At 41.5% G+C, this 26218-nt stretch carries 35 protein-coding genes, 9 tRNA genes and 3 rRNA genes; 2 read left to right on the top strand and 45 right to left on the bottom strand.

The window, feature by feature from the left end; genetic code table 11:
* Positions 1-61: 61 nt before the first annotated feature.
* The 13 genes from NKR74_RS00935 to NKR74_RS00875 all read right to left on the bottom strand — a co-directional run bounded on the left by NKR74_RS00935 (position 62) and on the right by NKR74_RS00875 (position 6096).
* Positions 62-134, bottom strand: a tRNA-Ala gene (locus tag NKR74_RS00935).
* A 4-nt stretch (positions 135-138) separates the two neighbouring features.
* Positions 139-213: transfer RNA gene (locus tag NKR74_RS00930), tRNA-Gly, on the bottom strand.
* A 7-nt stretch (positions 214-220) separates the two neighbouring features.
* Positions 221-293, bottom strand: a tRNA-Lys gene (locus NKR74_RS00925).
* Between the two features lie 5 nt (positions 294-298).
* Positions 299-373: transfer RNA gene (locus NKR74_RS00920), tRNA-Gln, on the bottom strand.
* A 69-nt stretch (positions 374-442) separates the two neighbouring features.
* A tRNA-Tyr gene (locus NKR74_RS00915) sits at positions 443-526 on the bottom strand.
* Positions 527-542: 16 nt separating this feature from the next.
* Positions 543-618, bottom strand: a tRNA-Val gene (locus NKR74_RS00910).
* A gap of 5 nt (positions 619-623) precedes the next feature.
* Positions 624-698, bottom strand: a tRNA-Glu gene (locus NKR74_RS00905).
* Between the two features lie 23 nt (positions 699-721).
* Positions 722-794, bottom strand: a tRNA-Thr gene (locus tag NKR74_RS00900).
* 3 nt (positions 795-797) lie between these two features.
* A tRNA-Asn gene (locus NKR74_RS00895) sits at positions 798-872 on the bottom strand.
* 9 nt (positions 873-881) lie between these two features.
* Positions 882-997 (bottom strand): 5S ribosomal RNA (gene rrf, locus NKR74_RS00890).
* A 50-nt stretch (positions 998-1047) separates the two neighbouring features.
* Positions 1048-3970: ribosomal RNA gene (locus NKR74_RS00885) — 23S ribosomal RNA — on the bottom strand.
* Between the two features lie 136 nt (positions 3971-4106).
* Positions 4107-5658, bottom strand: a 16S ribosomal RNA gene (locus tag NKR74_RS00880).
* Together the 16S, 23S and 5S rRNA genes with 9 tRNA genes alongside form the textbook arrangement of a ribosomal RNA operon.
* 219 nt (positions 5659-5877) lie before the next feature.
* Complete coding sequence (locus tag NKR74_RS00875; protein WP_098310024.1) at positions 5878-6096, bottom strand: hypothetical protein; 219 nt, start codon at positions 6094-6096, stop codon at positions 5878-5880.
* A 269-nt stretch (positions 6097-6365) separates the two neighbouring features.
* On the opposite strand from NKR74_RS00875, the gene pdaB reads away from it, so the two are divergent.
* Entirely contained in the window at positions 6366-7130 is a 765-nt protein-coding gene (gene pdaB, locus NKR74_RS00870) for a polysaccharide deacetylase family sporulation protein PdaB (RefSeq protein WP_098310023.1), read from the top strand.
* A gap of 70 nt (positions 7131-7200) precedes the next feature.
* Here pdaB and NKR74_RS00865 read toward each other — a convergent pair whose 3' ends face one another.
* Positions 7201-7803: a KinB-signaling pathway activation protein gene (locus NKR74_RS00865; RefSeq protein WP_098310022.1), complete on the bottom strand. Its 603-nt coding sequence runs from the start codon at positions 7801-7803 to the stop codon at positions 7201-7203.
* Between the two features lie 138 nt (positions 7804-7941).
* On the opposite strand from NKR74_RS00865, the gene gerD reads away from it, so the two are divergent.
* A complete protein-coding gene (gene gerD, locus NKR74_RS00860; RefSeq protein WP_098310021.1) occupies positions 7942-8550 on the top strand; it encodes a spore germination lipoprotein GerD in 609 nt (202 codons plus the stop codon).
* 15 nt (positions 8551-8565) lie between these two features.
* Here the strand turns inward: gerD and NKR74_RS00855 are convergent, their stop codons facing one another.
* The 31 genes from NKR74_RS00855 to rplP all read right to left on the bottom strand — a co-directional run bounded on the left by NKR74_RS00855 (position 8566) and on the right by rplP (position 26218).
* On the bottom strand, positions 8566-9627 hold the full coding sequence (locus NKR74_RS00855) for an Mrp/NBP35 family ATP-binding protein (protein WP_253628366.1): 1062 nt from the start codon (positions 9625-9627) through the stop codon (positions 8566-8568).
* Positions 9628-9778: 151 nt separating this feature from the next.
* Positions 9779-10492, bottom strand: a complete 714-nt coding sequence (gene cwlD / locus NKR74_RS00850; protein ID WP_098310019.1) for an N-acetylmuramoyl-L-alanine amidase CwlD — start codon at positions 10490-10492, stop codon at positions 9779-9781.
* A gap of 66 nt (positions 10493-10558) precedes the next feature.
* Positions 10559-10987, bottom strand: coding sequence for a DUF2521 family protein (locus tag NKR74_RS00845; RefSeq protein WP_098310018.1), 429 nt, complete (start codon positions 10985-10987; stop codon positions 10559-10561).
* A 167-nt stretch (positions 10988-11154) separates the two neighbouring features.
* Positions 11155-11547: a 30S ribosomal protein S9 gene (rpsI, locus tag NKR74_RS00840; RefSeq protein WP_020063209.1), complete on the bottom strand. Its 393-nt coding sequence runs from the start codon at positions 11545-11547 to the stop codon at positions 11155-11157.
* 21 nt (positions 11548-11568) lie between these two features.
* Entirely contained in the window at positions 11569-12006 is a 438-nt protein-coding gene (gene rplM / locus NKR74_RS00835) for a 50S ribosomal protein L13 (RefSeq protein ID WP_098310017.1), read from the bottom strand.
* A gap of 155 nt (positions 12007-12161) precedes the next feature.
* The gene (truA, locus tag NKR74_RS00830) at positions 12162-12905 is read right to left on the bottom strand and encodes a tRNA pseudouridine(38-40) synthase TruA (protein ID WP_098310016.1); all 744 of its coding nucleotides are present in this window, start codon (positions 12903-12905) and stop codon (positions 12162-12164) included.
* Positions 12906-12919: 14 nt separating this feature from the next.
* Positions 12920-13714 carry an energy-coupling factor transporter transmembrane component T family protein gene (locus NKR74_RS00825; RefSeq protein ID WP_253628365.1) on the bottom strand — a complete coding sequence of 265 codons (795 nt, stop codon included), beginning with the start codon at positions 13712-13714 and terminating at the stop codon, positions 12920-12922.
* Positions 13702-14583 carry an energy-coupling factor ABC transporter ATP-binding protein gene (locus NKR74_RS00820; RefSeq protein ID WP_098310014.1) on the bottom strand — a complete coding sequence of 294 codons (882 nt, stop codon included), beginning with the start codon at positions 14581-14583 and terminating at the stop codon, positions 13702-13704. Before NKR74_RS00820 ends, NKR74_RS00825 begins: the two co-directional genes overlap by 13 nt.
* Complete coding sequence (locus NKR74_RS00815) at positions 14559-15401, bottom strand: energy-coupling factor ABC transporter ATP-binding protein (RefSeq protein ID WP_098310013.1); 843 nt, start codon at positions 15399-15401, stop codon at positions 14559-14561. Before NKR74_RS00815 ends, NKR74_RS00820 begins: the two co-directional genes overlap by 25 nt.
* 264 nt (positions 15402-15665) lie before the next feature.
* Entirely contained in the window at positions 15666-16028 is a 363-nt protein-coding gene (rplQ, locus tag NKR74_RS00810) for a 50S ribosomal protein L17 (RefSeq protein WP_098310011.1), read from the bottom strand.
* A 35-nt stretch (positions 16029-16063) separates the two neighbouring features.
* A complete protein-coding gene (locus NKR74_RS00805; protein ID WP_253628364.1) occupies positions 16064-17008 on the bottom strand; it encodes a DNA-directed RNA polymerase subunit alpha in 945 nt (314 codons plus the stop codon).
* Between the two features lie 181 nt (positions 17009-17189).
* Positions 17190-17579: a 30S ribosomal protein S11 gene (rpsK, locus tag NKR74_RS00800; protein ID WP_003194384.1), complete on the bottom strand. Its 390-nt coding sequence runs from the start codon at positions 17577-17579 to the stop codon at positions 17190-17192.
* A gap of 24 nt (positions 17580-17603) precedes the next feature.
* Positions 17604-17969 (bottom strand): 30S ribosomal protein S13, encoded by a 366-nt coding sequence (gene rpsM, locus NKR74_RS00795; RefSeq protein ID WP_035433696.1) that lies wholly within the window; start codon positions 17967-17969, stop codon positions 17604-17606.
* A gap of 21 nt (positions 17970-17990) precedes the next feature.
* Positions 17991-18104: a 50S ribosomal protein L36 gene (gene rpmJ / locus NKR74_RS00790; protein ID WP_000868344.1), complete on the bottom strand. Its 114-nt coding sequence runs from the start codon at positions 18102-18104 to the stop codon at positions 17991-17993.
* A gap of 35 nt (positions 18105-18139) precedes the next feature.
* A complete protein-coding gene (gene infA / locus NKR74_RS00785) occupies positions 18140-18358 on the bottom strand; it encodes a translation initiation factor IF-1 (RefSeq protein WP_020062312.1) in 219 nt (72 codons plus the stop codon).
* 67 nt (positions 18359-18425) lie between these two features.
* The gene (gene map, locus NKR74_RS00780) at positions 18426-19172 is read right to left on the bottom strand and encodes a type I methionyl aminopeptidase (protein ID WP_098310010.1); all 747 of its coding nucleotides are present in this window, start codon (positions 19170-19172) and stop codon (positions 18426-18428) included.
* The gene (locus NKR74_RS00775) at positions 19172-19822 is read right to left on the bottom strand and encodes an adenylate kinase (RefSeq protein WP_098310009.1); all 651 of its coding nucleotides are present in this window, start codon (positions 19820-19822) and stop codon (positions 19172-19174) included. Before NKR74_RS00775 ends, map begins: the two co-directional genes overlap by 1 nt.
* A 53-nt stretch (positions 19823-19875) precedes the next feature.
* A complete protein-coding gene (secY, locus tag NKR74_RS00770; RefSeq protein WP_098310008.1) occupies positions 19876-21174 on the bottom strand; it encodes a preprotein translocase subunit SecY in 1299 nt (432 codons plus the stop codon).
* The gene (gene rplO / locus NKR74_RS00765; RefSeq protein WP_098310007.1) at positions 21174-21614 is read right to left on the bottom strand and encodes a 50S ribosomal protein L15; all 441 of its coding nucleotides are present in this window, start codon (positions 21612-21614) and stop codon (positions 21174-21176) included. Before rplO ends, secY begins: the two co-directional genes overlap by 1 nt.
* Before the next feature lie 33 nt (positions 21615-21647).
* Positions 21648-21830 (bottom strand): 50S ribosomal protein L30, encoded by a 183-nt coding sequence (rpmD, locus tag NKR74_RS00760; RefSeq protein WP_020062307.1) that lies wholly within the window; start codon positions 21828-21830, stop codon positions 21648-21650.
* Between the two features lie 17 nt (positions 21831-21847).
* A complete protein-coding gene (gene rpsE / locus NKR74_RS00755; RefSeq protein ID WP_154710862.1) occupies positions 21848-22348 on the bottom strand; it encodes a 30S ribosomal protein S5 in 501 nt (166 codons plus the stop codon).
* A gap of 21 nt (positions 22349-22369) precedes the next feature.
* Complete coding sequence (rplR, locus tag NKR74_RS00750; RefSeq protein WP_098310005.1) at positions 22370-22732, bottom strand: 50S ribosomal protein L18; 363 nt, start codon at positions 22730-22732, stop codon at positions 22370-22372.
* A 31-nt stretch (positions 22733-22763) separates the two neighbouring features.
* Positions 22764-23303 carry a 50S ribosomal protein L6 gene (gene rplF, locus NKR74_RS00745; RefSeq protein WP_154710860.1) on the bottom strand — a complete coding sequence of 180 codons (540 nt, stop codon included), beginning with the start codon at positions 23301-23303 and terminating at the stop codon, positions 22764-22766.
* A gap of 31 nt (positions 23304-23334) precedes the next feature.
* The gene (gene rpsH, locus NKR74_RS00740) at positions 23335-23733 is read right to left on the bottom strand and encodes a 30S ribosomal protein S8 (protein WP_020062303.1); all 399 of its coding nucleotides are present in this window, start codon (positions 23731-23733) and stop codon (positions 23335-23337) included.
* 29 nt (positions 23734-23762) lie between these two features.
* Positions 23763-23948: a 30S ribosomal protein S14 gene (rpsN, locus tag NKR74_RS00735; protein ID WP_020062302.1), complete on the bottom strand. Its 186-nt coding sequence runs from the start codon at positions 23946-23948 to the stop codon at positions 23763-23765.
* A 33-nt stretch (positions 23949-23981) separates the two neighbouring features.
* Entirely contained in the window at positions 23982-24521 is a 540-nt protein-coding gene (gene rplE / locus NKR74_RS00730) for a 50S ribosomal protein L5 (protein WP_020062301.1), read from the bottom strand.
* A gap of 26 nt (positions 24522-24547) precedes the next feature.
* Positions 24548-24859 (bottom strand): 50S ribosomal protein L24, encoded by a 312-nt coding sequence (gene rplX / locus NKR74_RS00725; RefSeq protein ID WP_098310003.1) that lies wholly within the window; start codon positions 24857-24859, stop codon positions 24548-24550.
* 38 nt (positions 24860-24897) lie between these two features.
* Positions 24898-25266, bottom strand: a complete 369-nt coding sequence (gene rplN / locus NKR74_RS00720; protein WP_035433708.1) for a 50S ribosomal protein L14 — start codon at positions 25264-25266, stop codon at positions 24898-24900.
* A 43-nt stretch (positions 25267-25309) separates the two neighbouring features.
* Positions 25310-25573, bottom strand: coding sequence for a 30S ribosomal protein S17 (rpsQ, locus tag NKR74_RS00715; RefSeq protein ID WP_011983253.1), 264 nt, complete (start codon positions 25571-25573; stop codon positions 25310-25312).
* 20 nt (positions 25574-25593) lie between these two features.
* Entirely contained in the window at positions 25594-25794 is a 201-nt protein-coding gene (gene rpmC / locus NKR74_RS00710) for a 50S ribosomal protein L29 (protein ID WP_000855718.1), read from the bottom strand.
* On the bottom strand, positions 25784-26218 hold the full coding sequence (rplP, locus tag NKR74_RS00705; RefSeq protein ID WP_020062298.1) for a 50S ribosomal protein L16: 435 nt from the start codon (positions 26216-26218) through the stop codon (positions 25784-25786). The genes rpmC and rplP overlap by 11 nt, the downstream gene beginning before the upstream one ends.

The raw sequence follows: 26218 nt of genomic DNA, 5'->3' as shown, positions 1-26218 counted from the left end.
GGGATAAACAAAAAAAAGCTTGAAATCCAATATTGGACTTCAAGCTTTTCTTTTATTTGTATGGAGCCTAGCGGGATCGAACCGCTGACCTCCTGCGTGCAAGGCAGGCGCTCTCCCAGCTGAGCTAAGGCCCCAAGTTGGAGCGGAAGACGGGATTCGAACCCGCGACCCCAACCTTGGCAAGGTTGTATTCTACCACTGAACTACTTCCGCAAAATGATGAGCCATGAAGGACTCGAACCTTCGACCCTCTGATTAAAAGTCAGATGCTCTACCAACTGAGCTAATGGCTCGTAAATGGCTGGGCTAGCTGGATTCGAACCAGCGCATGACGGAGTCAAAGTCCGTTGCCTTACCGCTTGGCTATAGCCCATTAATATTTACTAGTATGCTTGTTTCACCAAAAAAATAAACCTTTGTAAGGTTATTTTTTAAAAATAAATGGTGGAGGGGGGCAGATTCGAACTGCCGAACCCGAAGGAGCGGATTTACAGTCCGCCGCGTTTAGCCACTTCGCTACCCCTCCGACATTAAAAATTATATGGTGGAGGATGACGGGATCGAACCGCCGACCCCCTGCTTGTAAGGCAGGTGCTCTCCCAGCTGAGCTAATCCTCCAAAAGTGGTGACCCGTACGGGATTCGAACCCGTGTTACCGCCGTGAAAGGGCGGTGTCTTAACCACTTGACCAACGGGCCAAAAAGTTTTAATACTTCGCACAAGCTTCCAACCGGGCTTGAACCGGTGACCTCTTCCTTACCATGGAAGTGCTCTACCAGCTGAGCTATGGAAGCATATGGCTCCGCAGGTAGGACTCGAACCTACGACCGATCGGTTAACAGCCGATAGCTCTACCACTGAGCTACTGCGGAATAATGCAAGCCTGGCAACGTCCTACTCTCACAGGGACAAAGTCCCAACTACCATCGGCGCTAGAGAGCTTAACTTCCGTGTTCGGTATGGGAACGGGTGTGACCTCTCTGCCATCATTACCAGACTTATGAAGGTATATTCCTTCAAAACTAGATAACATTTGCTTCATATTATATGGTTAAGTCCTCGATCTATTAGTATTCGTCAGCTCCACATGTCACCATGCTTCCACCTCGAACCTATCAACCTGATCATCTTTCAGGGATCTTACTAGCTTAACGCTATGGGAAATCTCATCTTGAGGGGGGCTTCATGCTTAGATGCTTTCAGCACTTATCCCTTCCGCACATAGCTACCCAGCTATGCCCTTGGCAGAACAACTGGTACACCAGCGGTGCGTCCATCCCGGTCCTCTCGTACTAAGGACAGCTCCTCTCAAATTTCCTACGCCCACGACGGATAGGGACCGAACTGTCTCACGACGTTCTGAACCCAGCTCGCGTACCGCTTTAATGGGCGAACAGCCCAACCCTTGGGACCGACTACAGCCCCAGGATGCGATGAGCCGACATCGAGGTGCCAAACCTCCCCGTCGATGTGGACTCTTGGGGGAGATAAGCCTGTTATCCCCGGGGTAGCTTTTATCCGTTGAGCGATGGCCCTTCCATGCGGAACCACCGGATCACTAAGCCCGACTTTCGTCCCTGCTCGACTTGTAGGTCTCGCAGTCAAGCTCCCTTATGCCTTTGCACTCTACGAATGATTTCCAACCATTCTGAGGGAACCTTTGGGCGCCTCCGTTACTTTTTAGGAGGCGACCGCCCCAGTCAAACTGCCCACCTGACACTGTCTCCCGGGTCGATAAGACCCGTAGGTTAGAATTTCAATACAGCCAGGGCGGTATCCCACCAGCGCCTCCACCGAAGCTAGCGCTCCGGCTTCAAAGGCTCCCGCCTATCCTGTACAAGCTGTACCAAAATTCAATATCAGGCTACAGTAAAGCTCCACGGGGTCTTTCCGTCCTGTCGCGGGTAACCTGCATCTTCACAGGTACTATAATTTCACCGAGTCTCTGGTTGAGACAGTGCCCAAATCGTTACACCTTTCGTGCGGGTCGGAACTTACCCGACAAGGAATTTCGCTACCTTAGGACCGTTATAGTTACGGCCGCCGTTTACTGGGGCTTCAGTTCAGAGCTTCGCTTGCGCTAACCCCTCTCCTTAACCTTCCAGCACCGGGCAGGTGTCAGCCCCTATACTTCGCCTTACGGCTTCGCAGAGACCTGTGTTTTTGCTAAACAGTCGCTTGGGCCTATTCACTGCGGCTTTCCGTTAAGAAAGCACCCCTTCTCCCGAAGTTACGGGGTCATTTTGCCGAGTTCCTTAACCAGAGTTCTCTCGCACACCTTAGGATTCTCTCCTCGCCTACCTGTGTCGGTTTGCGGTACAGGCACCTTTTATCTCGCTAGAAGCTTTTCTTGGCAGCGGGGAATCAAAGACTTCGCTCCATAAGGAGCTTCCCCATCACAGCTCAGCCTTTGCGGTAAGCGGATTTGCCTACTTACCAGCCTAACTGCTTGGACGTGCACAACCAATCGCACGCTTCTTCTATCCTTCTGCGTCCCTCCATTGCTCAAACGATAAAGAGGTGGTACAGGAATATCAACCTGTTGTCCATCGCCTACGCCTGTCGGCCTCGGCTTAGGTCCTGACTAACCCTGAGCGGACGAGCCTTCCTCAGGAAACCTTAGGCATTCGGTGGACGGGATTCTCACCCGTCTTTCGCTACTCATACCGGCATTCTCACTTCTAAGCGCTCCACCAGTCCTTACGATCTGACTTCACAGCACTTAGAACGCTCCCCTACCACTGATACCATAGGTATCAATCCGCAGCTTCGGTGGTGTATTTAGCCCCGGTACATTTTCGGCGCAGAGTCACTCGACTAGTGAGCTATTACGCACTCTTTAAATGGTGGCTGCTTCTAAGCCAACATCCTAGTTGTCTAAGCAACTCCACATCCTTTTCCACTTAATACACACTTTGGGACCTTAGCTGGCGGTCTGGGCTGTTTCCCTTTTGACTACGGATCTTATCACTCGCAGTCTGACTCCCAAGGATAAGTCATTGGCATTCGGAGTTTGACTGAATTCGGTAATCCGATGAGGACCCCTAGTTCAATCAGTGCTCTACCTCCAAGACTCTCACACTTGAGGCTAGCCCTAAAGCTATTTCGGGGAGAACCAGCTATCTCCAGGTTCGATTGGAATTTCTCCGCTACCCACACCTCATCCCCGCACTTTTCAACGTGCGTGGGTTCGGGCCTCCATTCAGTGTTACCTGAACTTCACCCTGGACATGGGTAGATCACCTGGTTTCGGGTCTACGACCACGTACTAAACGCCCTATTCAGACTCGCTTTCGCTACGGCTCCGCCTCTTCAGCTTAACCTCGCACGGGATCGTAACTCGCCGGTTCATTCTACAAAAGGCACGCCATCACCCGTTAACGGGCTCTGACTATTTGTAGGCACACGGTTTCAGGATCTCTTTCACTCCCCTTCCGGGGTGCTTTTCACCTTTCCCTCACGGTACTGGTTCACTATCGATCACTAGGTAGTATTTAGCCTTGGGAGATGGTCCTCCCGGATTCCGACGGAATTTCACGTGTTCCGCCGTACTCAGGATACATTCAAGAGGGAACGAAGTTTCAACTACAGGGTTGTTACCTTCTATGACGAGCCTTTCCAGGCTGCTTCGTCTACCTCGTTCCTTTGTAACTCCGTATAGAATGTCCTACAACCCCAAGAGGCAAGCCTCTTGGTTTGGGCTAGATTCCGTTTCGCTCGCCGCTACTCAGGAAATCGCATTTGCTTTCTCTTCCTCCAGGTACTTAGATGTTTCAGTTCCCTGGGTCTGTCTTCCTTACCCTATGTATTCAGATAAGGATACCATACCATTACGTATGGTGGGTTTCCCCATTCGGAAATCTCCGGATCAAAGCTTACTTACAGCTCCCCGAAGCATATCGGTGTTAGTCCCGTCCTTCATCGACTCCTAGTGTCAAGGCATCCACCGTGCGCCCTTTCTAACTTAACCAAAATCAAAAAAATATGAGCTACACTGTTATCTAGTTTTCAAAGAACATATATTTTCGAGAGATAGTTCTCTCAAAACTGAACAAAACGAAACACGGAAACTTTATTGATGAACAGCGTTCATCAATTCTCCATAGAAAGGAGGTGATCCAGCCGCACCTTCCGATACGGCTACCTTGTTACGACTTCACCCCAATCATCTGTCCCACCTTAGGCGGCTGGCTCCAAAAAGGTTACCCCACCGACTTCGGGTGTTACAAACTCTCGTGGTGTGACGGGCGGTGTGTACAAGGCCCGGGAACGTATTCACCGCGGCATGCTGATCCGCGATTACTAGCGATTCCAGCTTCATGTAGGCGAGTTGCAGCCTACAATCCGAACTGAGAACGGTTTTATGAGATTAGCTCCACCTCGCGGTCTTGCGACTCTTTGTACCGTCCATTGTAGCACGTGTGTAGCCCAGGTCATAAGGGGCATGATGATTTGACGTCATCCCCACCTTCCTCCGGTTTGTCACCGGCAGTCACCTTAGAGTGCCCAACTTAATGATGGCAACTAAGATCAAGGGTTGCGCTCGTTGCGGGACTTAACCCAACATCTCACGACACGAGCTGACGACAACCATGCACCACCTGTCACTCTGCTCCCGAAGGAGAAGCCCTATCTCTAGGGTTGTCAGAGGATGTCAAGACCTGGTAAGGTTCTTCGCGTTGCTTCGAATTAAACCACATGCTCCACCGCTTGTGCGGGCCCCCGTCAATTCCTTTGAGTTTCAGCCTTGCGGCCGTACTCCCCAGGCGGAGTGCTTAATGCGTTAACTTCAGCACTAAAGGGCGGAAACCCTCTAACACTTAGCACTCATCGTTTACGGCGTGGACTACCAGGGTATCTAATCCTGTTTGCTCCCCACGCTTTCGCGCCTCAGTGTCAGTTGCAGACCAGAAAGTCGCCTTCGCCACTGGTGTTCCTCCATATCTCTACGCATTTCACCGCTACACATGGAATTCCACTTTCCTCTTCTGCACTCAAGTCTCCCAGTTTCCAATGACCCTCCACGGTTGAGCCGTGGGCTTTCACATCAGACTTAAGAAACCACCTGCGCGCGCTTTACGCCCAATAATTCCGGATAACGCTTGCCACCTACGTATTACCGCGGCTGCTGGCACGTAGTTAGCCGTGGCTTTCTGGTTAGGTACCGTCAAGGTGCCAGCTTATTCAACTAGCACTTGTTCTTCCCTAACAACAGAGCTTTACGACCCGAAGGCCTTCATCGCTCACGCGGCGTTGCTCCGTCAGACTTTCGTCCATTGCGGAAGATTCCCTACTGCTGCCTCCCGTAGGAGTCTGGGCCGTGTCTCAGTCCCAGTGTGGCCGATCACCCTCTCAGGTCGGCTACGCATCGTCGCCTTGGTGAGCCGTTACCTCACCAACTAGCTAATGCGCCGCAGGTCCATCTATAAGTGACAGCCGAAGCCGCCTTTCAATTTCGCACCATGCGGTGCAAAATGTTATCCGGTATTAGCCCCGGTTTCCCGGAGTTATCCCAGTCTTATAGGCAGGTTACCTACGTGTTACTCACCCGTCCGCCGCTAACTTCTTAAGAGCAAGCTCTTAATCGGTTCGCTCGACTTGCATGTATTAGGCACGCCGCCAGCGTTCATCCTGAGCCAGGATCAAACTCTCCAATAAAGTGTTTGTCTAGCATCATAAATAAAAATTGACGTTTCACGTTGTTTGTTTCGTTCAGTTTTCAAAGAACTTGTTAGCCGCTCATTTGCGACTTCCTTATGTTAACATCTCAACCATCTGATGTCAACAATGTTTTTTATTTCTTTTTTCGCTTGATGAATTCGTTCATCAGCGACGAATATTAATTTATCATATATAAAACTATATCGTCAATACTTTTTAATAAAAAATTCTTTTTCTCATATACCTTGTACAATCTTCAGGTGGAGCAATTCTTGTAAATACAGTAAATAACAATTTATATCGCTCTTCCATCGTCTTTTTTACAATACGATGGATCCTCTTATCCGCAAAGTCAAATAACAATTCATCTAACTCTCTTTTTAATACATATTCTAATTCTTTCTGTTCCTGCTCCGTAATCAATAACCCAATCATTCTGTCACCTCAGCTGTTTCTTATCTACATACTACTTTCCTGATATATGTAAAATTAACTAAAGTTATTTTTTATACTTGGAATCAAGTATCCTCTTCTACTTCATACACTTATCTCATCCATTTCTCTAAATATCAAGGCAGGATAAATTATATAAAGCGTTACCGTTCAGTATATCCTTTTCTTACGATGTTAATCGTTTAGTTCTCTTTTCTTCTTTTTCTGCATATAAGTAACTGAAAAGGATTGGACAAAGGGGCGGAGAAACGATGTTTTTCTTCTTTATAACAAGTAAACATAGGTTTAAACAAATTAGTCTTATTATTGTGCTTTCCCTTTTTACGGCATGGCTGCTCTTTTTAAAAACATATTCTTATCAATCGGTTTTTTCAACAACTACTGGTCCAAAAGCAATTTATAAAGGAGACACGACAAAAAAACAGGTTTCTTTAACGTTCGATATTAGTTGGGGGGATGAGAAAGCATTACCTATACTAGATACATTAAAAGAAAAAAAGATTACAAACGCCACATTCTTTCTTTCGGCAGCATGGGCAGAACGCCATCCTGATATTGTGGAGCGTATTATAAAAGATGGTCACGAAATCGGAAGTATGGGATACAATTACAAAGACTATACTTCTTTAGAAGCAGGCGAAATCCGAAGGGACCTCTTAAAGGCACAGGACGTATTTACAAAACTTCAAGTGAAGCAAGTTCAACTTCTACGTCCCCCTAATGGTAACTTTAATAAAACGGTATTAAAAATTGCTGAATCTCTAGGATATACGGTTGTACATTGGAGTAATAATTCAAATGACTGGAAAAACCCTGGAGTCAATAAAATTGTTACCACCGTTTCAGAAAATCTACGCGAAGGAGATATCATTCTACTTCACGCTTCTGATTCGGCACTACAAACAAATCAAGCATTACCAATGCTGCTTCAAAAATTGAAAACGGATGGATTTAAAAACATCCCTGTCTCTCAGCTCATCTCTAATACAAATGCTAAAAGCAAAGACATAGATTGAACTTACACCTTACTAAGGCGTAAGCCTTACTGTCCATTAAACAAAATAAAAGCTGATTCCAATATAGGAATCAGCTTTTTTGTCCTATTAAACGATGTAACATTAGAACTTGATACGCATTGCATAGCAACAACGGCACAACCATTAAGTATAACCAATTTGTATCATTGACCCGCAGCGCTGGAACCCATTCAATAACAGTCACAACAATCATAAAGAATAGGGCCGGGACAAAAGCTTTCTTATTCGTCTCTTTACTTTTTATGTAAGCAACAATTGCTCCAAATACAAAGAGAGTCCCAGCAACTAAAATATTCATCCCAAGTGATTCATTCCCATTTGCAATCAATACAGAGCGCAAATATACAAAATCAAATAATACAAATGCAATTAAGAAAATTTGTATTGCATTCCAAAGAGATGGAGAGCGAAACATCCCTAGTCCAAACCGGTGAATTGTTAAATACGCAAAGAAACCCATCTGACTAATGACACTAAAAATAAAACCTATCCCAAGCAACCAAAAAGAAATCATTAAAATTTCCTTTCCGTCGAAATTTTGAAAAAATTTATTATACTTGTCCCACCCTAAAATAAAACCGATAAAGATTGTACTGCTTCCCCCAAGAAACAATGTCGTCAAAAAGAGTCGTACCCATTTTCGGCTATTCACAGACATATCCCCCATTATCTATATATTTTTACTTAAATTGTAACAATGTCATTTTTAAAAAGCTAGCTATCAATATGTATAAATTCCTTCAAGATATTTATATTAAAAAAGAGAAATATGCGAAAGGAGTCCCGGCTGATGAAACGGATTCTGCTCATTTTGGTCTCTTTTATCCTTTTTATCGGAATAGTTGCATGTGCACAAGAAAAAGAAGCGAAATCCCAATTAGATTATGATCAAACGAAAAAAATGATTATTGATATCTTAAAAACGGATGAAGGCAAAAAAGCAATCCAAGATGTACTAACCGATGAAAAAATGAAACAAGCTCTTATTTTAGATGAATCTGTAGTGAAAAAAACGATTGAAGATACTATGCTATCAGAGAAAGGGCAACAATTTTGGGAAAAATTATTCAAAGATCCGGAGTTTGCTGCTAAGTTTGCAAAAAGCATGGAGAAAGAACAAACAAGTTTAATGAAAACATTATTAAAAGATCCTGAGTATCAAGCAGGTGTTATAGAGATCATGAAAAATCCGGAAGTTGGAAAAATCATGATGCAAACAATGAAAAGTAAAGAGTATCGTCAATATTTACAGCAAGTCTTAACTGAAACTGCCGAAAGTCCACTATTCCAAGCAAAAATGATAGATATTATTAGTAAAGGTGTTGAAAAGGCTCAGAAAAGTGGCGGTGAGCAGAAAAAAGAAGGCGGATCAGAAGAAGGAAAAAAAGAACAAAAATAGCCCTCGTACTGAGGGTTATTTTTGTTCAATTGCCGCTCTCTCAATTACTTGCTTAGCAATTTGTTTATAGATTACTCCAGTGTTATGCTCCTCATCGTATACGGATGGAGCAAATTCTTCTGCATTCCAATCTGGCTGCTGGAGCGGAATTTGCCCAAGTACTACTGTCTGTAGGTCTGCCGCTAACTTTTCTCCTCCACCTTTACCAAAGACATATTCTTTTTCACCAGTCACTTTACTTTCAAAATAAGACATATTTTCCACAACACCAATAATCTCATGCTCTGTGCGAAGTGCCATTGCACCAGCTCTAGCAGCTACAAACGCCGCTGTTGGATGAGGCGTTGTCACAATAATTTCCTTACAAGACGGAAGCATAGAATGTACATCTAATGCTACATCACCTGTACCAGGAGGCAAATCTAACACTAAGTAATCTAAATCACCCCACTCTACTTCTGTGAAGAAATGATTTAACATTTTCCCAAGCATTGGGCCTCTCCAAATAACAGGTGCATTGTCTTCTACGAAAAATCCCATCGAAATAACTTTTACACCAAAACGCTCTACCGGAATGATTTTATCACCACGTACAACAGGCCGTTTTTCAATCCCCATCATATCCGGCACACTAAATCCGTATATATCAGCATCAACGATTCCAACCTTTTTTCCTAATCTAGCAAGAGAAATCGCTAAGTTTACAGAAACAGTCGATTTTCCAACTCCGCCTTTTCCACTTGCTACTGCTAGGAAAGTTGTTTTTGAATGCGGTGATAATAAAGATTCACTCTGCTCTTCTTGCGGAGCAAATTGCAATTGTTCCTCTTCGGTAAATTCCGTAAAGCGTAAACCAACTGTTGCTGCTCCTAGTTCTTTCACTAATTTCACAATTGCTCCTTGCAGCTGCATTTGTTCGGCTGTTCCTGTTTTCACAATTGCAATTTTAATACTCACATGTTCTTTTTCCGGTTTCACGGTGACTTCTTTAATAGCATTTGTTTCTTTTAATGTTTTATTTAGAAACGGATCTACAATCCCTTCAAGTGCTCCCACTACTTGTTCTTTCGTTACCATAACCTGTCCCGCCCCCTGTTATAAAAATAAGATAAAGTAATTTAAATTGAGTTCTTACAAGCGTGTAATAACTCATTAGAACAAAATAAATGCGTTTTCATTGTAAGTATAGCATATTTTCGGAAAACTCCGTTACAAAGAAGACCCTCCCTTAATCGGGAGGGTTTCCTTTCTCAGTAAAATATCGCAATATCCCACGATATATAGCAGCAGAAACTTTTTGCTGATATTTCTCTGAGTTTAATAAATATCTTTCGTTTACATTGGATAAAAAGCCAGCTTCAACTAATACACCCGGTGTTTTCGCATGCTTCAATAAATAAACACGAGAAATTGTTTTTGCCGAACGCTTCGTATTCTCGAGACTTGTTCGTAATTCAGCTTGAATAAATTTTGCTGCTCGCTCATTTTCTACTAAAGAACGATAATAAAATGTTTGTGCTCCTTTCGAATCACCACTTGGGAGGGCATTCAAATGCACACTAACAAAAAAGTCAACATCAGACTTATTAATGATATCAACACGTTTTTTTAAGTCCTCTGCTTTGCGGCGACTATATCCCTTGGTGCTTTTGTCTGCTAAATCATAGTCTCCATTGCGTGTCAAAATAACGAGCGCTCCTTGTTCTTGTAAATAATCTCGCACTTTTTTTGTAATTTCCAGTGTAATATCTTTTTCAACAATATCTCCCCCGCCAACTGCCCCTCCATCCGGGCCACCATGACCAGCGTCTAATACAATAATTTTTCCAGACAAAGGCAAGTTCCACGCTCTCCACGATTTTGTAATTTGAAAATCCTGCCTTACTAAGAAAAAGAGTACAACCGCTGCTAACATAAAAGAAATAATCCGAATTCTTTTCATACCTTTCCCCCTCTAGCTAGTCCCTCTACTTACTTATATGGGACAAGAGGAAAGTTTATGATTTTCTTAATGCAGCTTCATGCGATATCTTCTCTCACCCTTTTCATATCCTTGTTGCCACCAAGCATTAATAAAGCGCTGGCACAATTGATATAACTGCTCATCTTCATTTTCTTCTAAAGTATGCAAAAGAACACTTGTCAAAAAATGAAACAGCATTTCTGTTAATTGAACTTCTTCATGAGACGACCTGCTTTTCACATCTAAAAGTGATTCTCCATAATAACCAAACTTACTATACCTAGCTCCTAATAAATAGGACTCAATACCTACCTCTATACAATAATCCTCATAATGACGATGGAATGTATCCATAAAAAAGCAATCACGAATATTTTCTCTGAGTGTTTGTAAGGATAATTCTCGCAGTATTTTACGTTCATACTTCAGCTGCTTTTCTCTTTGTTTTTCTTTCAGGCTTACAATAACATTCATAGTACTTAAAACCTCCCTATGTACGTATTAGTCTAAACTTCTCAGTAGGAAGCATACACAAGAAGGCAACACTAAAATATTCCAAAGAAGAGGATGCTAATAAAAGATGTTTACGAACATAATAAAAAAACCCCAGCCAAAAGGCTGAGGTTTGAAGTTCGCAAAAATTAACGTTTTGAGAACTGAGGTGCACGACGAGCACCTTTAAGACCGTATTTTTTACGCTCTTTCATACGTGCGTCACGAGTTAATAGACCTGCACGTTTTAATGTTAAACGGTATTCTGGATCAGCTTTTAATAAAGCGCGAGAAATACCGTGACGGATAGCACCAGCTTGACCAGTGTATCCACCACCATGTACGTTTACAAGTACATCGTAGTTACCTAAAGTTTCTGTTGCAACTAGAGGTTGTTTCACTACTTCACGTAATGCAGCAAATGGGATATAGTTTTCAAAATCACGACCGTTAATGATAACGCGTCCTTCGCCTGGAACTAGGCGTACGCGTGCTACTGAACTCTTACGACGTCCAGTACCATTGTATTGTACCTGTGCCAAATTAAGCCCTCCTTTAATTAATTATCCGCGAAGTTCGTAAACTTCTGGTTTTTGTGCTTGGTGTGGATGCTCAGATCCAGCATACACATTTAACTTTTTAGACATTTGACGTCCTAAACGTCCTTTTGGAAGCATGCCTTTAATAGCAAGCTCTAACATTTGTACAGGGTAGTTTGTACGCATTTCTAGAGCTGTTCTTTGTTTAAGTCCACCTGGGTGATTTGTGTGACGGTAGTAAATTTTATCGTTTAATTTATTACCTGTTAAGTGAACTTTCTCAGCGTTAATAATAATTACATGATCACCAGTATCAATATGTGGTGTAAATGTTGGTTTGTTTTTACCGCGTAAAATGGATGCTACTTCAGTAGCAAGGCGACCTAAAGTTTTATCTTCAGCATCAACCACATACCATTTACGCTCAACTTCGTTAGCTTTTGCCATAAAAGTCGTACGCATTTGTTTCCCTCCTACTCAATATCTTTTCATAGAAAAAATTCTATTGTTTATCTTAAACACGATTTCCTTCCGGGGCTAATCGTGGTCTTAGAAACAATACCATATGTTATGATATCCTTTTGAGTTTCTAATGTCAAGCAAATGTTACACCAGGATTAGTTGTTATAGTTTACCTGCCATAAATAAAGGCCTTGCCCCGGTACCATCTTCCCAGCAAAACGGCGGTCTTGTTTTTTAAAAATATCTGGAATGCTTTCAGGAGCAATCTTTCCTTTACCGACGCTAAGCAGCGTACCAACAATAATTCGAACCATGTTATATAAAAAACCATTTCCAACAAAACGAAAGACTAGCTCATCACCTTGTTCTATTAAATCTATTTCATAAATTGTTCGCACTTTATCCTTTTTATCAGTTTTTGCCGAACAAAATGAAGTAAAATCATGCGTTCCAATAAAATAAGGAATTGCTTTTCGGATGGATTCTACTTCTAATGCATATGGATACTGATATACGTAATTTCTACGGAATACATCAGCTTTTTTAGATAATAATACACGATAGCGATATTCCTTTTTTACAACACCATATCGTGCGTGAAAATCTAAAGTTTTTTGCTCAGCCTGCTCCACAGCAATATCATCTGGCAGCATTGTATTTAAAGCTGCCATCCATTGCTCTCCTGTTAATGATAGTGGTGTATCAAAATGAATGACTTGGCCTTTGGCATGGACAGTGGAATCTGTTCTTCCTGACGCTTGTACACGAACAGCTTCCCCTTTATGCACCTTTTGCAAGGCTTTCTCTATTTCTTGTTGAACAGTACGTTGATTCGGTTGAATTTGATATCCGCAAAAGTTAATTCCATCATACGAAACTGTGCATTTTATTCTTTCCATATTCATACTCTCCATTACGATCGAACTAAAATTAAAATACACGCTAAACCAAATAGGCTTAAGAGTGTTAATGTATCGATCCATTTCCATTCTAGCTGCCGGAATTTCGTACGGTATCCGTTGCTTTGATAACCTCGTGCTTCCATAGCAATCGCTAAGTCTTCTGCACGTTTAAACGCACTAATAAATAGTGGTACAAGTAACGAGATAATCGCTTTCAACCTATCTTTCATTGGACCACCTGCAAAGTCTATACCACGAGAAGCTTGTGCTTTCATAATTTTACTCGTTTCATCCATCAAAGTTGGAATAAAGCGCAGTGAAATAGACATCATAAGTGCAATTTCATGAACAGGAACTTTTATACGTTTTAAAGGATGCAACAGCGTTTCCATACCATCTGTAATTTCAATTGGCGTTGTTGTTAACGTTAATAGAGTGGTCATTAAAATAATGACCAAAAAACGAATGGAAATATAAATTCCCTGCTCCAACCCTTTCTCATATATAGAAAACCATCCAAATTGAACGAGTACAGCACCTTCTTTTGTTGTAAAAATATGCAGAAAGAAAGTGAATAAGAAAATCCATAAAACAGGTTTTAATCCAGAAAGAACATAGCGAATCGGCACTTTTGCAAAGAACAAAGCAATGAGTGCATACAAAAATAGCAAGCCATATGAAATTGCATTATTTGCTAAAAATACAACAAATACATATAAAAAGACCATTAACAGTTTTGTTCGAGGATCCAGTCTATGAATGGCAGATTCTCCTGGAACATATCTTCCAATAATTAACTGCTGCATGATGAATCCCCACCTTTTCTAAACAGTTGTATGACTTCATCTGCTAAATCTTCTAAAGACAAGGTGGCTTTCGGGATAGAAATGCCTAATTTCTCTTCAATTTCTCGCTTATACTTCAGCGGCATCGGAAGAGACACACCAATTTGTTCAAGCTCATCTGCATACGTAAAGACTTCTTCTGATGTTCCTTGCAAAAAGACCGTTCCTTTATGCATGACAACAATGTTGTCTGCATATTTTGCAGCATCCTCCATATTATGTGTCACAAGAATCACCGTAAGATTGTTTTGCTTGTGAAGATGATAAAACATCTCCATAAGCTCATTCTGGCCCTTCGGATCAAGTCCTGCCGTTGGCTCATCTAATACTAATACCTCCGGCTCCATTGCTAATACACCAGCAATAGCAACACGTCTCATTTGTCCTCCGCTTAATTCAAACGGAGATCGTTCTAATAGTTCTTCTGATAGACCAACCAATCGAATGGCATCTTTTGCTTTTTGTTTCGCTGCTTCTTCAGATACACCAAAATTTGAAGGCCCAAAGCAAATATCTTTTTCTACCGTTTCTTCAAATAATTGATGTTCTGGAAATTGAAAAACAACCCCTACTTTTTTTCGAAGAGGTTTTAATTTCTTCGCTTTTTTTTGAGATGAAATTCTATATTCCCCAATTTGAACAGTACCACTCGTTGGTTGCAATAAGCCATTTAAATGTTGAATCATCGTTGACTTACCCGACCCTGTATGACCGATAATGGCATAATAGCCACCACTAGGAAGCGAAATATCTATATCGTAAAGGGCACGTTTTTCAAATGGGGTTTTATATTGATAACGATGCTCTACTTTTTGGAATGTAATCTCCAAAGTTCGCTCACCAAACTTTCCATTGTAAGATGCATTGATTGTAAAGGAATTTTATTGCTTTTCAATAATTCTGCCATTTTCACTGAAAATGGCACATCTAAACCGATTTCTTGCAGCATTTTCGGTGATTGAAAAATGTGCTCAGGTGTTCCTTCTTCTAATAGTTCTCCGCGATTTAAAATAATAATACGATCTGACTGCGCCGCTTCTTCTAAATCGTGAGTAATCGAAAGAACTGTAATTCCTTTCGTACGAACAAGATCTCTTACTGTTTCTACCACTTCTTTACGGCCTTGTGGGTCAAGCATAGATGTTGCCTCATCTAATACTAAAATAGACGGCTGAAGTGCTAATACACCTGCAATTGCAACGCGCTGCTTTTGTCCACCCGATAAGTAGTGAGGTTCTTCATTTTGAAAATCTTCCATTCGAACGAGCTCCAAAGCGTGCTTCATACGTTCTACCATTAGCTCCCTGGGTATTCCGGCATTCTCAAGTCCAAAGACAACATCATCCTGTACAGTTGTTCCGACAAATTGATTATCTGGGTTTTGAAAAACCATTCCAATCTGTTTTCGAATATCCCATACAGTTTCTTCAGATAAAACAAGAGTTTCATTTACAGTAATTGTTCCTGCTGATGGTAAAAACAAGCCATTTAATAACTTTGCAAGCGTGGATTTTCCTGACCCATTTTGCCCAATAACAGATACCCATTCTCCTTCATATAAAGAGAATGAAACGTCATGCAGGGCGTAAGAAGCAGCTTGAGGATATTGAAATGATATGTTCTCAGCACGAAGCTTCTCTTTTTTCACTCGTGGGCACCCTCTTCCATTATTCAGCCGAATAAAGTGAAACTTCTATCAGTGAGGGGTTTTTCATCCCCCACTGATGGTTAGTTGAACTAATCGGGCTTTTACGGGCAGTTATCTCCCGCCTAGCTTCCCCGCTTCTCTCTGATTCTTGAGGTGGGAGTCTTACTACCCGCAAATAGCGGGATAAGCGTTTTCTTCTATACTTAAAAAAAAAGGGCCATGACCAGTTACTTAAAAAGTACTGTCCTGCCCTTTTGCTTGTCATTATACTAACTCGATAATTACCATTGGTGCAGCGTCACCGCGACGTGGACCAATTTTTGCAATACGAGTGTATCCGCCTTGACGCTCAGCATAGCGTGGAGCTACATCAGCGAATAATTTTTGTAATGCATCTTGACCAGTCTCAGCATTAGCAACTTCATTACGAATGTAAGAAGCTGCTTGACGACGAGCATGAAGATCTCCGCGTTTACCTAAAGTGATCATTTTTTCCACTACAGAACGAAGTTCTTTTGCACGAGTTTCTGTCGTTTGGATGCGCTCGTTGATAATTAAATCAGTAGCTAAGTCACGTAACATAGCTTTACGCTGCGCACTTGTACGGCCTAATTTTCTGTATGCCATTCGTAGTTCCCTCCTTTGTTGATGAGTTTAAATCCTCAGTCGTCTTTACGTAAGCCTAAACCTAGTTCTTCTAGCTTATGCTTAACTTCTTCTAAGGATTTACGTCCTAAGTTACGAACTTTCATCATATCTTCTTCTGTTTTGTTCGCAAGCTCTTGTACAGTGTTAATACCTGCACGTTTTAAGCAATTATAAGAACGAACAGAAAGATCAAGTTCTTCAATTGTCATTTCTAGAACTTTTTCTTTTTGATCTTCTTCCTTCTCGACCATAATCTCAGCATTTTGCGCTTCGTCAGTTAAACCAACAAAGATGTTTAAATGCTCTGTTAAGATTTTGGCACCTAAAGAGATAGCTTCTTTTGGCCCGATGCTTCCATCCGTCCATACATCAAGCGTAAGCTTATCATAATTTGCCACTTGTCCAACACGTGTCTTTTCCACTTGGTAAGTCACACGTGATACTGGAGTATAAATAGAATCAATAGGAATTACACCTATTGGTTGATCCTCGCTCTTATTTGCATCAGCTGGCGTATACCCACGGCCACGCTTTGCAGTTAAACGCACGCGGAAATGCGTATCCTTTGCTAACGTTGCAATGTATAAATCTGGATTTAAGATTTCAACATCACTATCGTGAGTAATATCAGCAGCTGTGACAATACCTTCGCCCTGTACATCGATTTCGAGTGTCTTCTCTTCTTCAGAGTAGATTTTGAGAGCTAACTTTTTCAAGTTTAAGATGATCGTTGTAACATCTTCTACTACACCCTCAACTGTCGAAAATTCGTGTAATACGCCATCGATTTGGATGGCAGTAACAGCGGCACCAGGGAGTGAGGATAAAAGGATACGACGTAAGGAGTTACCCAAAGTAGTACCATATCCACGCTCAAGCGGTTCAATAACGAATTTACCATACTTAGCATCTTCGTTAAGCTCAACCGTTTCGATTTTCGGTTTTTCAATTTCAATCATTAACTAAACCCTCCTTCAAAACGTCGAAACCTCGGCTAAACAAAGGAAAAAACCTCTGTCTAACCGAAAGTCCCCCTTAGGCAGTTCCCGATTGTGCACAACAAGCGATGTTTCTGTACGAAATTTCTCGATAATGCATCATATCCATTATAGACAATAGGGAAAAATCTATACAGAAAAATTATACACGACGACGTTTTGGCGGACGACATCCATTATGAGGTACTGGAGTAACATCTCTAATTGCTGTTACTTCTAGACCTGCAGCTTGAAGCGCACGAATTGCAGCCTCACGACCAGCACCAGGGCCTTTTACAGTAACCTCTAAAGTTTTTAAACCATGCTCCATTGCAACTTTAGCAGCAGTTTCAGCAGCCATTTGTGCAGCGAATGGAGTAGATTTACGAGACCCACGGAAACCAAGTGCACCAGCACTAGACCAAGAAAGCGCGTTACCATGAGTATCTGTAAGAGTTACGATTGTGTTGTTGAAAGTAGAACGAATATGAGCGATACCAGCTTCAATATTCTTTTTCACACGTTTTTTACGAGTGTTTGTTTTACGTGCCATTGTTAGTTCAACCTCCTTTACTTATTATTTCTTTTTATTTGCTACTGTACGACGTGGACCTTTACGTGTACGAGCATTGTTTTTAGAGTTTTGACCACGAACTGGTAAACCACGACGGTGACGAAGACCACGGTAAGAACCGATCTCCATTAGACGTTTAATGTTAAGAGAAACTTCACGACGAAGGTCTCCTTCAACTTTGATACGATCGACGATATCACGGATACGTCCTAATTCGTCTTCAGTTAAATCGCGAACTCGTGTTTCTTCAGAAACACCAGCTTCAGCAAGAATTTTTTCAGCAGTTGTGCGACCAATGCCGAATACGTAAGTTAAAGAAATAACAACGCGTTTGTCACGAGGAATATCTACACCTGCGATACGTGCCATTCCGAATGCACCTCCTTCTGATTAACCTTGTTTTTGTTTATGTTTAGGGTTTTCACAAATAACCATTACTTTTCCACGTCTACGAATAACTTTACATTTTTCGCAGATCGGCTTAACTGACGGTCTTACTTTCATGTCTCGAACCTCCTTAAAGATTACGGAGTGCTATATTATTTAAAGCGGTACGTGATACGACCACGATTTAAATCGTACGGTGATAATTCTACCGTAACTTTATCTCCTGGTAAAATACGAATGAAGTTCATACGGATTTTACCAGAAACGTGAGCCAACACAACATGCCCATTCTCTAATTCTACTTTGAACATAGCATTTGGCAACGTTTCAATAACGGTACCTTCGACTTCAATTACATCATCTTTAGCCATTCAATGTTCTCCCTTCTTCAAATCAGTAACATTCTACACTGTTCTGAAATTCCGGAGAGCCAGCTACCTATAAAGTGGTAAGGATTTCGTATCCTGCTTCTGTAAGAGCAATCGTGTGCTCAAAATGCGCACACCATTTACCATCTACCGTTACCACTGTCCAGTCATCAGATAGTGTTTTTACATATCGTCTTCCTTGGTTCACCATCGGCTCAACACAAATGACCATTCCCGGTTTTAATCTAGGCCCTTGGTTTGGTGGACCATAGTGCGGGATTTGTGGGTCTTCATGTAAGTCTTGCCCGATTCCGTGACCGACATACTCCCTAACGATCGAGAATCCATTATCTTCGACATACGTTTGAATCGCATGTGAAACATTAGATAATCGTTCGCCCGGTTTTGCTTGTTCTAAACCAAGATACAACGATTTTTCTGTGACATCAAGTAGCTTTTGAACAGATTCGGAAATGTTTCCTACTGGATACGTCCATGCAGAATCTCCATGGTATCCATTATATTTCGCACCAATATCGATACTAATAATATCGCCTTCTTGGAGCTTGCGCTTTCCTGGAATCCCGTGTACAAGCTCTTCGTTTACCGAAGCACAAATGCTTCCCGGAAATCCGTTGTATCCTTTAAAAGATGGCGAACCGCCATATTTTAGAATCGTTTTTTCCGCTATTTGATCGAGCTCTTTCGTTGTAATTCCTGGGGCAATATGCTTTTTTAACTCTTGATGAGTTAAAGCAACAATCTTGCCAGCTTCTCGCATAATCTCGATTTCGCGAGGAGTTTTGCAAATAATCATTACGCTAAGCCTCCGATGAGAAGATCGACATCAGCAAATACTTTATCGATATCTTGCTCACCATTAATGCTTTTTAAGTAACCAAGCTCTTCGTAGAAATCAAGCAACGGCTTTGTTTGCTTAATATTCACTTCTAAACGATTTGCTACAGTTTCTTCATTGTCATCAGAACGCTGATATAACTCGCCACCACATTTATCACATACGCCCTCTTTTGCTGGCGGATTGAATTCTAAGTGGTAAGTCGCACCGCACTCTTTACAAATGCGACGACCTGTTAAACGTTTTAACAACAATCCTGAATCCACATTAATGTTTAAAACATAATTAATCTTTTTGCCAAGATCTTTCATGATTTCTTCAAGAGCTGAAGCTTGTGCAACTGTTCGCGGAAAACCATCTAATAAGAAGCCTTTTACGCAGTCTTCTTGACTCAAACGCTCACGCACGATTCCGATTGTAACTTCATCTGGTACAAGTGCTCCTTTATCAATAAAGGACTTCGCTTGTAAGCCAAGTTCAGTTTCATCTTTCATAGCAGCACGAAACATATCTCCTGTTGAAATGTGAGGGATGTCATACTTGGCAACAATCTTTTCGGCTTGTGTACCTTTACCAGCACCTGGAAGCCCCATTAAAATTAAGTTCATCTGTATTCCCCCTCATGAATGAGCATGTAGGGAAGATGCCTCTTCCCACTTACTCACTGTTTGATAAACCCTTTGTAATGGCGTCTCACTAATTGACTTTCGAGCTGTTTCATTGTCTCTAAAGCAACACCGACAACAATTAACAAACTTGTTCCACCAATCTGCGCAGATTGTGGCAGGTTTGCAAATTGAATAAATAAAACAGGTAGAATTGCAATTGCCGCTAAGAAAATTGCACCTACAAAGGTCAAACGATACAAGATTTTTGTTAAATATTGTTCTGTATTCTTACCCGGACGAATACCAGGAACATATCCACCTTGTTTATTCAAGTTTTCAGCCATCTGTTCAGGATTCACTTGAACAAATGCATAGAAATATGCAAAGGCAATAATTAGTGCAACATATATTGTCATACCCACTGGATGAGTATAGTTAAAGTTCTTAATAATCCACTGCGATATTTCATATTTCGGGAAAAACTGTGCAATAGTCGGAGGCGTAATCAAGAATGAAACAGCAAAAATTACTGGAATAACACCAGCACTATTTACCTTAAGTGGTAAATGAGTGTTTTGTGCTCCAGTATAACCACCATTTCCAGTTACGCGCTTCGCATATTGAATCGGGATCTTTCTAACAGCTTGTTGAATGTAAATAACACCAACAATAACCGCTAACACAGCTAACAAAATTAAACCAACTTTTACGATACTAATGAACAAGTCATCTCCGGCATTTTGGAACTGCTGTGCATACACTTGACTTATAGTATTTGGGATAGCTGCGGTAATACCTGCAAAGATAATAATAGAAATACCATTTCCTACTCCCTTTGCCGTAATCTGCTCACCTAACCACATTAGAAATGCAGTTCCGGCAGTCAGTACCGTAGCAATATATAAGTATGTTGACCAGCTAGGATCCGTAATTAACTGTCCACCTGCCATACCGTTAAAACCGATTGACATACCGAGTGCTTGAATAAAAGCAAGAACAATTGTAAAGTAGCGGGTAAACTGATTTAACTTACGACGACCCATTTCCCCTTGTTTTGACCATTCCGTAAATTTAGGAACAACATCCATCTGCAATAATTGCACGATGATGGATGCTGTAATGTACGGCATGATTCCCATCGCAAAGATGGAGAATTTTTTCAAGGCTCCGCCGCCAAATGTATTCAGAATACCCAATACATTCAACTGGTCTTGCGCTCTCAGTACATCTGCATTTGTATGAGGCACTGGGATGAACGTGCCAATCCGAAACACGATTAACATCGCTAAAGTGAACAATATTTTATTTCTTATCTCAGCAACGCGCATAAAGTTGGAGATTGTGCGAAACATTAGATCACCTCAACTGTTCCGCCAGCCGCTTCAATCGCTTCTTTTGCAGTTGAAGAGAACTTGTGAGCTTTAACAGTAAGCTTTTTCTCTACCGCACCGTTTGCAAGAATTTTAACACCGTCATTTAATTTGCTGATAACGCCAGTCTCAAGCAATAATTCAGGTGTTACTTCTGTACCGTCTTCAAAACGATTTAACGTTGTTAAGTTAACGATAGCAAACTCTTTACGGTTAATGTTTGTAAAGCCGCGTTTTGGTAAACGACGGAATAATGGAGTTTGACCGCCTTCAAAACCAAGACGAACACCGCCACCAGAACGTGCGTTTTGTCCTTTATGACCTTTTCCAGCAGTTTTACCGTTACCAGAACCGATACCACGACCTACACGGTTACGAACTTTACGAGAACCTTCTGCAGGTTGTAATTCATGAAGTTTCATTCCCAGGCACCTCCTTATATTGATGAGTTATCATTAAGCTTCTTTTACAGTTACAAGGTGAGAAACTTTGTTGATCATACCGCGAATAGCAGGAGTTTCTTCCTTAACTACAGTTGAATTCAACTTTTTAAGACCTAAAGCTTCTACAGTCGCACGTTGATCTTGTGGACGACCAATTACACTACGAGTGAGGGTAATTTCTAACTTTTTCGCCATTATGTTTTCCCTCCTTCTTAACCTAGTAGCTCTTCTACAGATTTACCGCGTAATTTTGCAACATCTTCAGCACGCTTAAGATCTTTTAATCCATTTACAGTAGCACGGATCATGTTAATTGGTGTGTTAGAACCAAGAGATTTAGAAAGAATATCTTGTACACCAGCTAATTCAAGAACCGCACGAACTGGACCACCAGCGATAACTCCAGTACCTTCTGCAGCAGGTTTTAAGAATACTTCACCCGCTCCAAATTGACCGATAATTTCGTGTGGAATTGTTGTACCAACTAATGGTACTTCGATTAAGTTTTTCTTAGCATCTTCGATAGCCTTGCGAATTGCATCTGGTACCTCTTGCGCTTTACCAGTACCGAATCCAACATGACCGTTTTTATCACCAACTACAACCAGTGCAGCGAAGCGGAAACGACGACCACCCTTAACAACTTTCGCAACACGGTTTATCGTAACTACACGTTCTTCAAGTTCAAATTTACTTGGGTCAATGCGACGCATCTATTTTCCCTCCTTTGACCATTAAAATTGTAAGCCAGCCTCACGAGCAGCTTCAGCTAAAGCTTTAACACGACCATGGTATAAGTAACCGCCGCGATCAAATACTACTTCTTTAACGCCTTTCTCTACAGCACGTTTAGCAACTAATTCGCCAACTTTAGTAGCAGCTTCAGTGTTGCCTGTACCGTTAAGAGTAAGTTCTTTATCAAGAGTAGACGCGCTTGCTAATGTTACACCGTTTACATCATCAATTACTTGAGCGTAAATGTGTTGATTAGAACGGAACACGTTTAAACGTGGACGCTCAGCAGTACCAGCAAGCTTTGCACGTACACGTGCATGTCTTTTCCTACGAACCGCATTTTTATCAGGTTTAGTGATCATTCTTGTCACTCCTTTCTTTCACCTAACGGGTTTACTTAGCAGTTTTACCTTCTTTACGACGTACAACTTCGCCTTCGTAACGAATACCTTTGCCTTTGTATGGCTCTGGAGCACGTACAGCGCGAACGTTAGCAGCGAATTCGCCAACACGTTGCTTGTCGATACCTTTGATTACGATCTTTGTAGGAGCAGGAACTTCAACTTCAAGACCAGCTTCTGGAGTCATCTCAACTGGGTGAGAGTAACCTACGTTTAATACAAGTTTGTCACCTTGTTTTTGTGCACGGTAACCAACACCGATTAATTCAAGTCCGCGAGCGAAACCTGTTGTTACACCTTCAACCATGTTTCCAAGAAGAGCACGAGTTGTTCCGTGTAATGCACGGTGTTCCTTCTGTTCAGAAGGGCGTTCTACTGTTAAGATATTTTCTTCAATCTTGATAGACATATCAGCATTGAAAGTACGAGTTAATTCACCTTTAGGTCCTTTTACAGTTACAGTATTATTTTCTGCTACTGTAACTGTAACACCTGCAGGGATTTCAAGAATCTTTTTACCAATACGAGACATGTGGTCACACCTCCGTTCGTTTAAATATTAATTACCAAACGTATGCTACTACTTCTCCACCAGTTTGTAATTGACGAGCGTCTTTGTCCGTCATTACTCCCTTAGATGTAGAAACAAGTGCAATACCTAATCCGTTAAGTACACGTGGTACTTCATCAGCTTTTGCATAAACGCGTAAGCCAGGCTTACTGATACGCTTTAATCCAGTGATTACACGCTCATTGTTTACACCGTATTTTAGGAAAATACGAAGGATGCCTTGCTTGTTATCCTCGATGTATTCCACATCACGAATGAAACCTTCACGTTTTAAGATTTCAGCGATTTCTTTTTTGATTTTAGAAGCAGGAACTTCTAATTTCTCATGACGTACCATGTTCGCATTACGGATGCGAGTAAGCATATCTGCAATTGGATCTGTCATCACCATGTGTTTTACCTCCTTCCCATTTGTGGGTATTACCAACTAGCTTTTTTAACGCCAGGAATTTGTCCTTTATATGCAAGTTCACGGAAACAAATACGGCAAAGTTTAAATTTGCGGTATACAGAATGCGGACGACCGCAGCGCTCGCAACGTGTATAATCTTGCACTTTAAACTTAGGAGTACGCTTTTGTTTCGCAATCATAGATTTTTTAGCCACGTTTTCGCCTCCTCTACTTAGCGTTGGCTTCCATTATTTTTGGAATGGCATACCGAATTGTGTTAATAGTTCACGAGCTTCTTCATCAGTTTTCGCTGTAGTAACGATTACGATGTCCATACCACGAACTTTGCTTACTTTATCATAATCAATCTCAGGGAAAATTAATTGCTCTTTAACACCTAATGTGTAGTTACCACGACCATCGAAAGATTTCTTAGAAACACCACGGAAATCACGTACACGTGGTAAAGAAACTGATACTAATTTGTCGAAGAACTCATACATTTGCTCGCCGCGTAAAGTAACCTTTGCACCGATAGGCATACCCTCACGAAGACGGAATCCTGCGATAGATTTTTTAGCGCGAGTTACAACAGGTTTTTGACCTGCGATTTGTGTTAACTCTTCTACAGCACTGTCTAATGCTTTAGAGTTGGATACCGCGTCACCAACACCAGTGTTGATTACGATCTTTTCGATCTTCGGTACTTCCATTACAGATTTATAGTTAAACTTGCTCATAAGAGCAGGAGTAATTTCTTTTTGGAATTTCTCTTTAAGGCGATTCAATGAAGGGACCTCCTTTCATATAGAACTTATTTATCTAACAATTCACCAGATTTTTTTGCAACACGAACTTTTTTACCATCTTCCACTTTGTAGCCTACGCGAGTAGGTACACCTGTTTTAGGATCTAATGGCATAACATTAGATACGTGGATAGCTGCTTCTTTCGTGATAATTCCACCTTGTGGATTTATTTGAGATGGCTTAGAGTGCTTCTTAACGATGTTAACACCCTCAACGATAACACGGTTTTCTTTTGGGAAAGCTGCAAGGACAACACCTTGTTTTCCTTTGTCTTTACCACTGATTACCTGTACTTTATCACCTTTTTTTACATGCATCTTACTTCTGCACCTCCTTAGCAAGGCAAGACCTTAAATTATAGAACTTCTGGAGCTAAAGAAACGATCTTCATGAAGTTGTTATCACGTAATTCACGAGCTACTGGTCCGAAGATACGAGTACCACGTGGGCTCTTATCATCTTTAATGATAACCGCTGCGTTTTCATCAAATTTGATATAAGAACCGTCTGGACGACGAGCACCGCTCTTCGTACGTACTACTACTGCTTTAACAACGTCACCTTTTTTAACAACGCCACCTGGTGTTGCTTGTTTTACCGTAGCAACGATAATATCACCGATGTTTGCGTATTTACGACCAGAGCCGCCTAATACTTTGATTGTTAAAAGTTCACGTGCGCCAGAGTTGTCAGCTACTTTTAAACGAGATTCTTGTTGGATCATGTTATGAAACCTCCCTTCGGACTTAAAATTCCGATTCGTCTATTTAGATAATAACCGCTTCTTCAACGATTTCAACTAAACGGAAACGCTTAGTAGCAGAAAGCGGGCGAGTTTCCATGATTTTTACGATATCGCCAACTTTTGCTTGGTTTTGCTCATCATGGGCTTTGTACTTCTTAGAATACTTAACGCGCTTTCCGTACAAGGAATGAGTTTTGTAAGTTTCAACTAAAACTGTAATCGTTTTGTCCATTTTGTCAGAAACAACACGACCAGTGTAAACTTTGCGTTGGTTACGTTCGCTCACTTTGCAAACCTCCCCTCAATTTATCGATTAATTCCGATCTCTCTTTCGCGAACTACAGTTTTCATACGAGCGATCGCTTTACGCACTTCACGGATGCGTGTTGGATTCTCTAATTGTCCTGTAGCAAGCTGGAAGCGAAGATTAAACAACTCTTCCTTTAAAGCTTTAACTTTTGTTTCGATTTCGGCAGTGGTTAATTCACGAATATCATTAGTTTTCATTAGATTCACCACCATTTTCTTCACGTTTTACGAATTTACATTTCACTGGTAATTTGTGAGCTGCAAGACGTAATGCTTCGCGTGCTACCTCTTCAGATACACCCGCAATTTCAAACATAACCTTTCCAGGTTTTACTACTGCTACCCAACCTTCTGGAGCCCCTTTACCGGAACCCATACGTACTTCTAGAGGTTTAGCAGTGTAAGGCTTAGAAGGGAAAATTTTAATCCAAACTTTACCGCCACGTTTCATATAACGAGTCATTGCACGACGAGCTGCTTCGATTTGACGGTTTGTAATCCAAGAAGCCTCTTGAGACTGTAAACCAAACTCACCAAAATGTACTTCAGCGCCACCTTTTGCACGACCACGCATTTTACCACGATGTTCTCTACGATATTTTACGCGTTTAGGCATTAACAT

Origin of the sequence: Bacillus sp. 3103sda1, assembly GCF_024159135.1 — a bacterium.
In the GTDB taxonomy this organism is placed as follows: domain Bacteria; phylum Bacillota; class Bacilli; order Bacillales; family Bacillaceae_G; genus Bacillus_A; species Bacillus_A rhizoplanae.
This window is presented reverse-complemented; position numbering and strand designations above follow the sequence as displayed.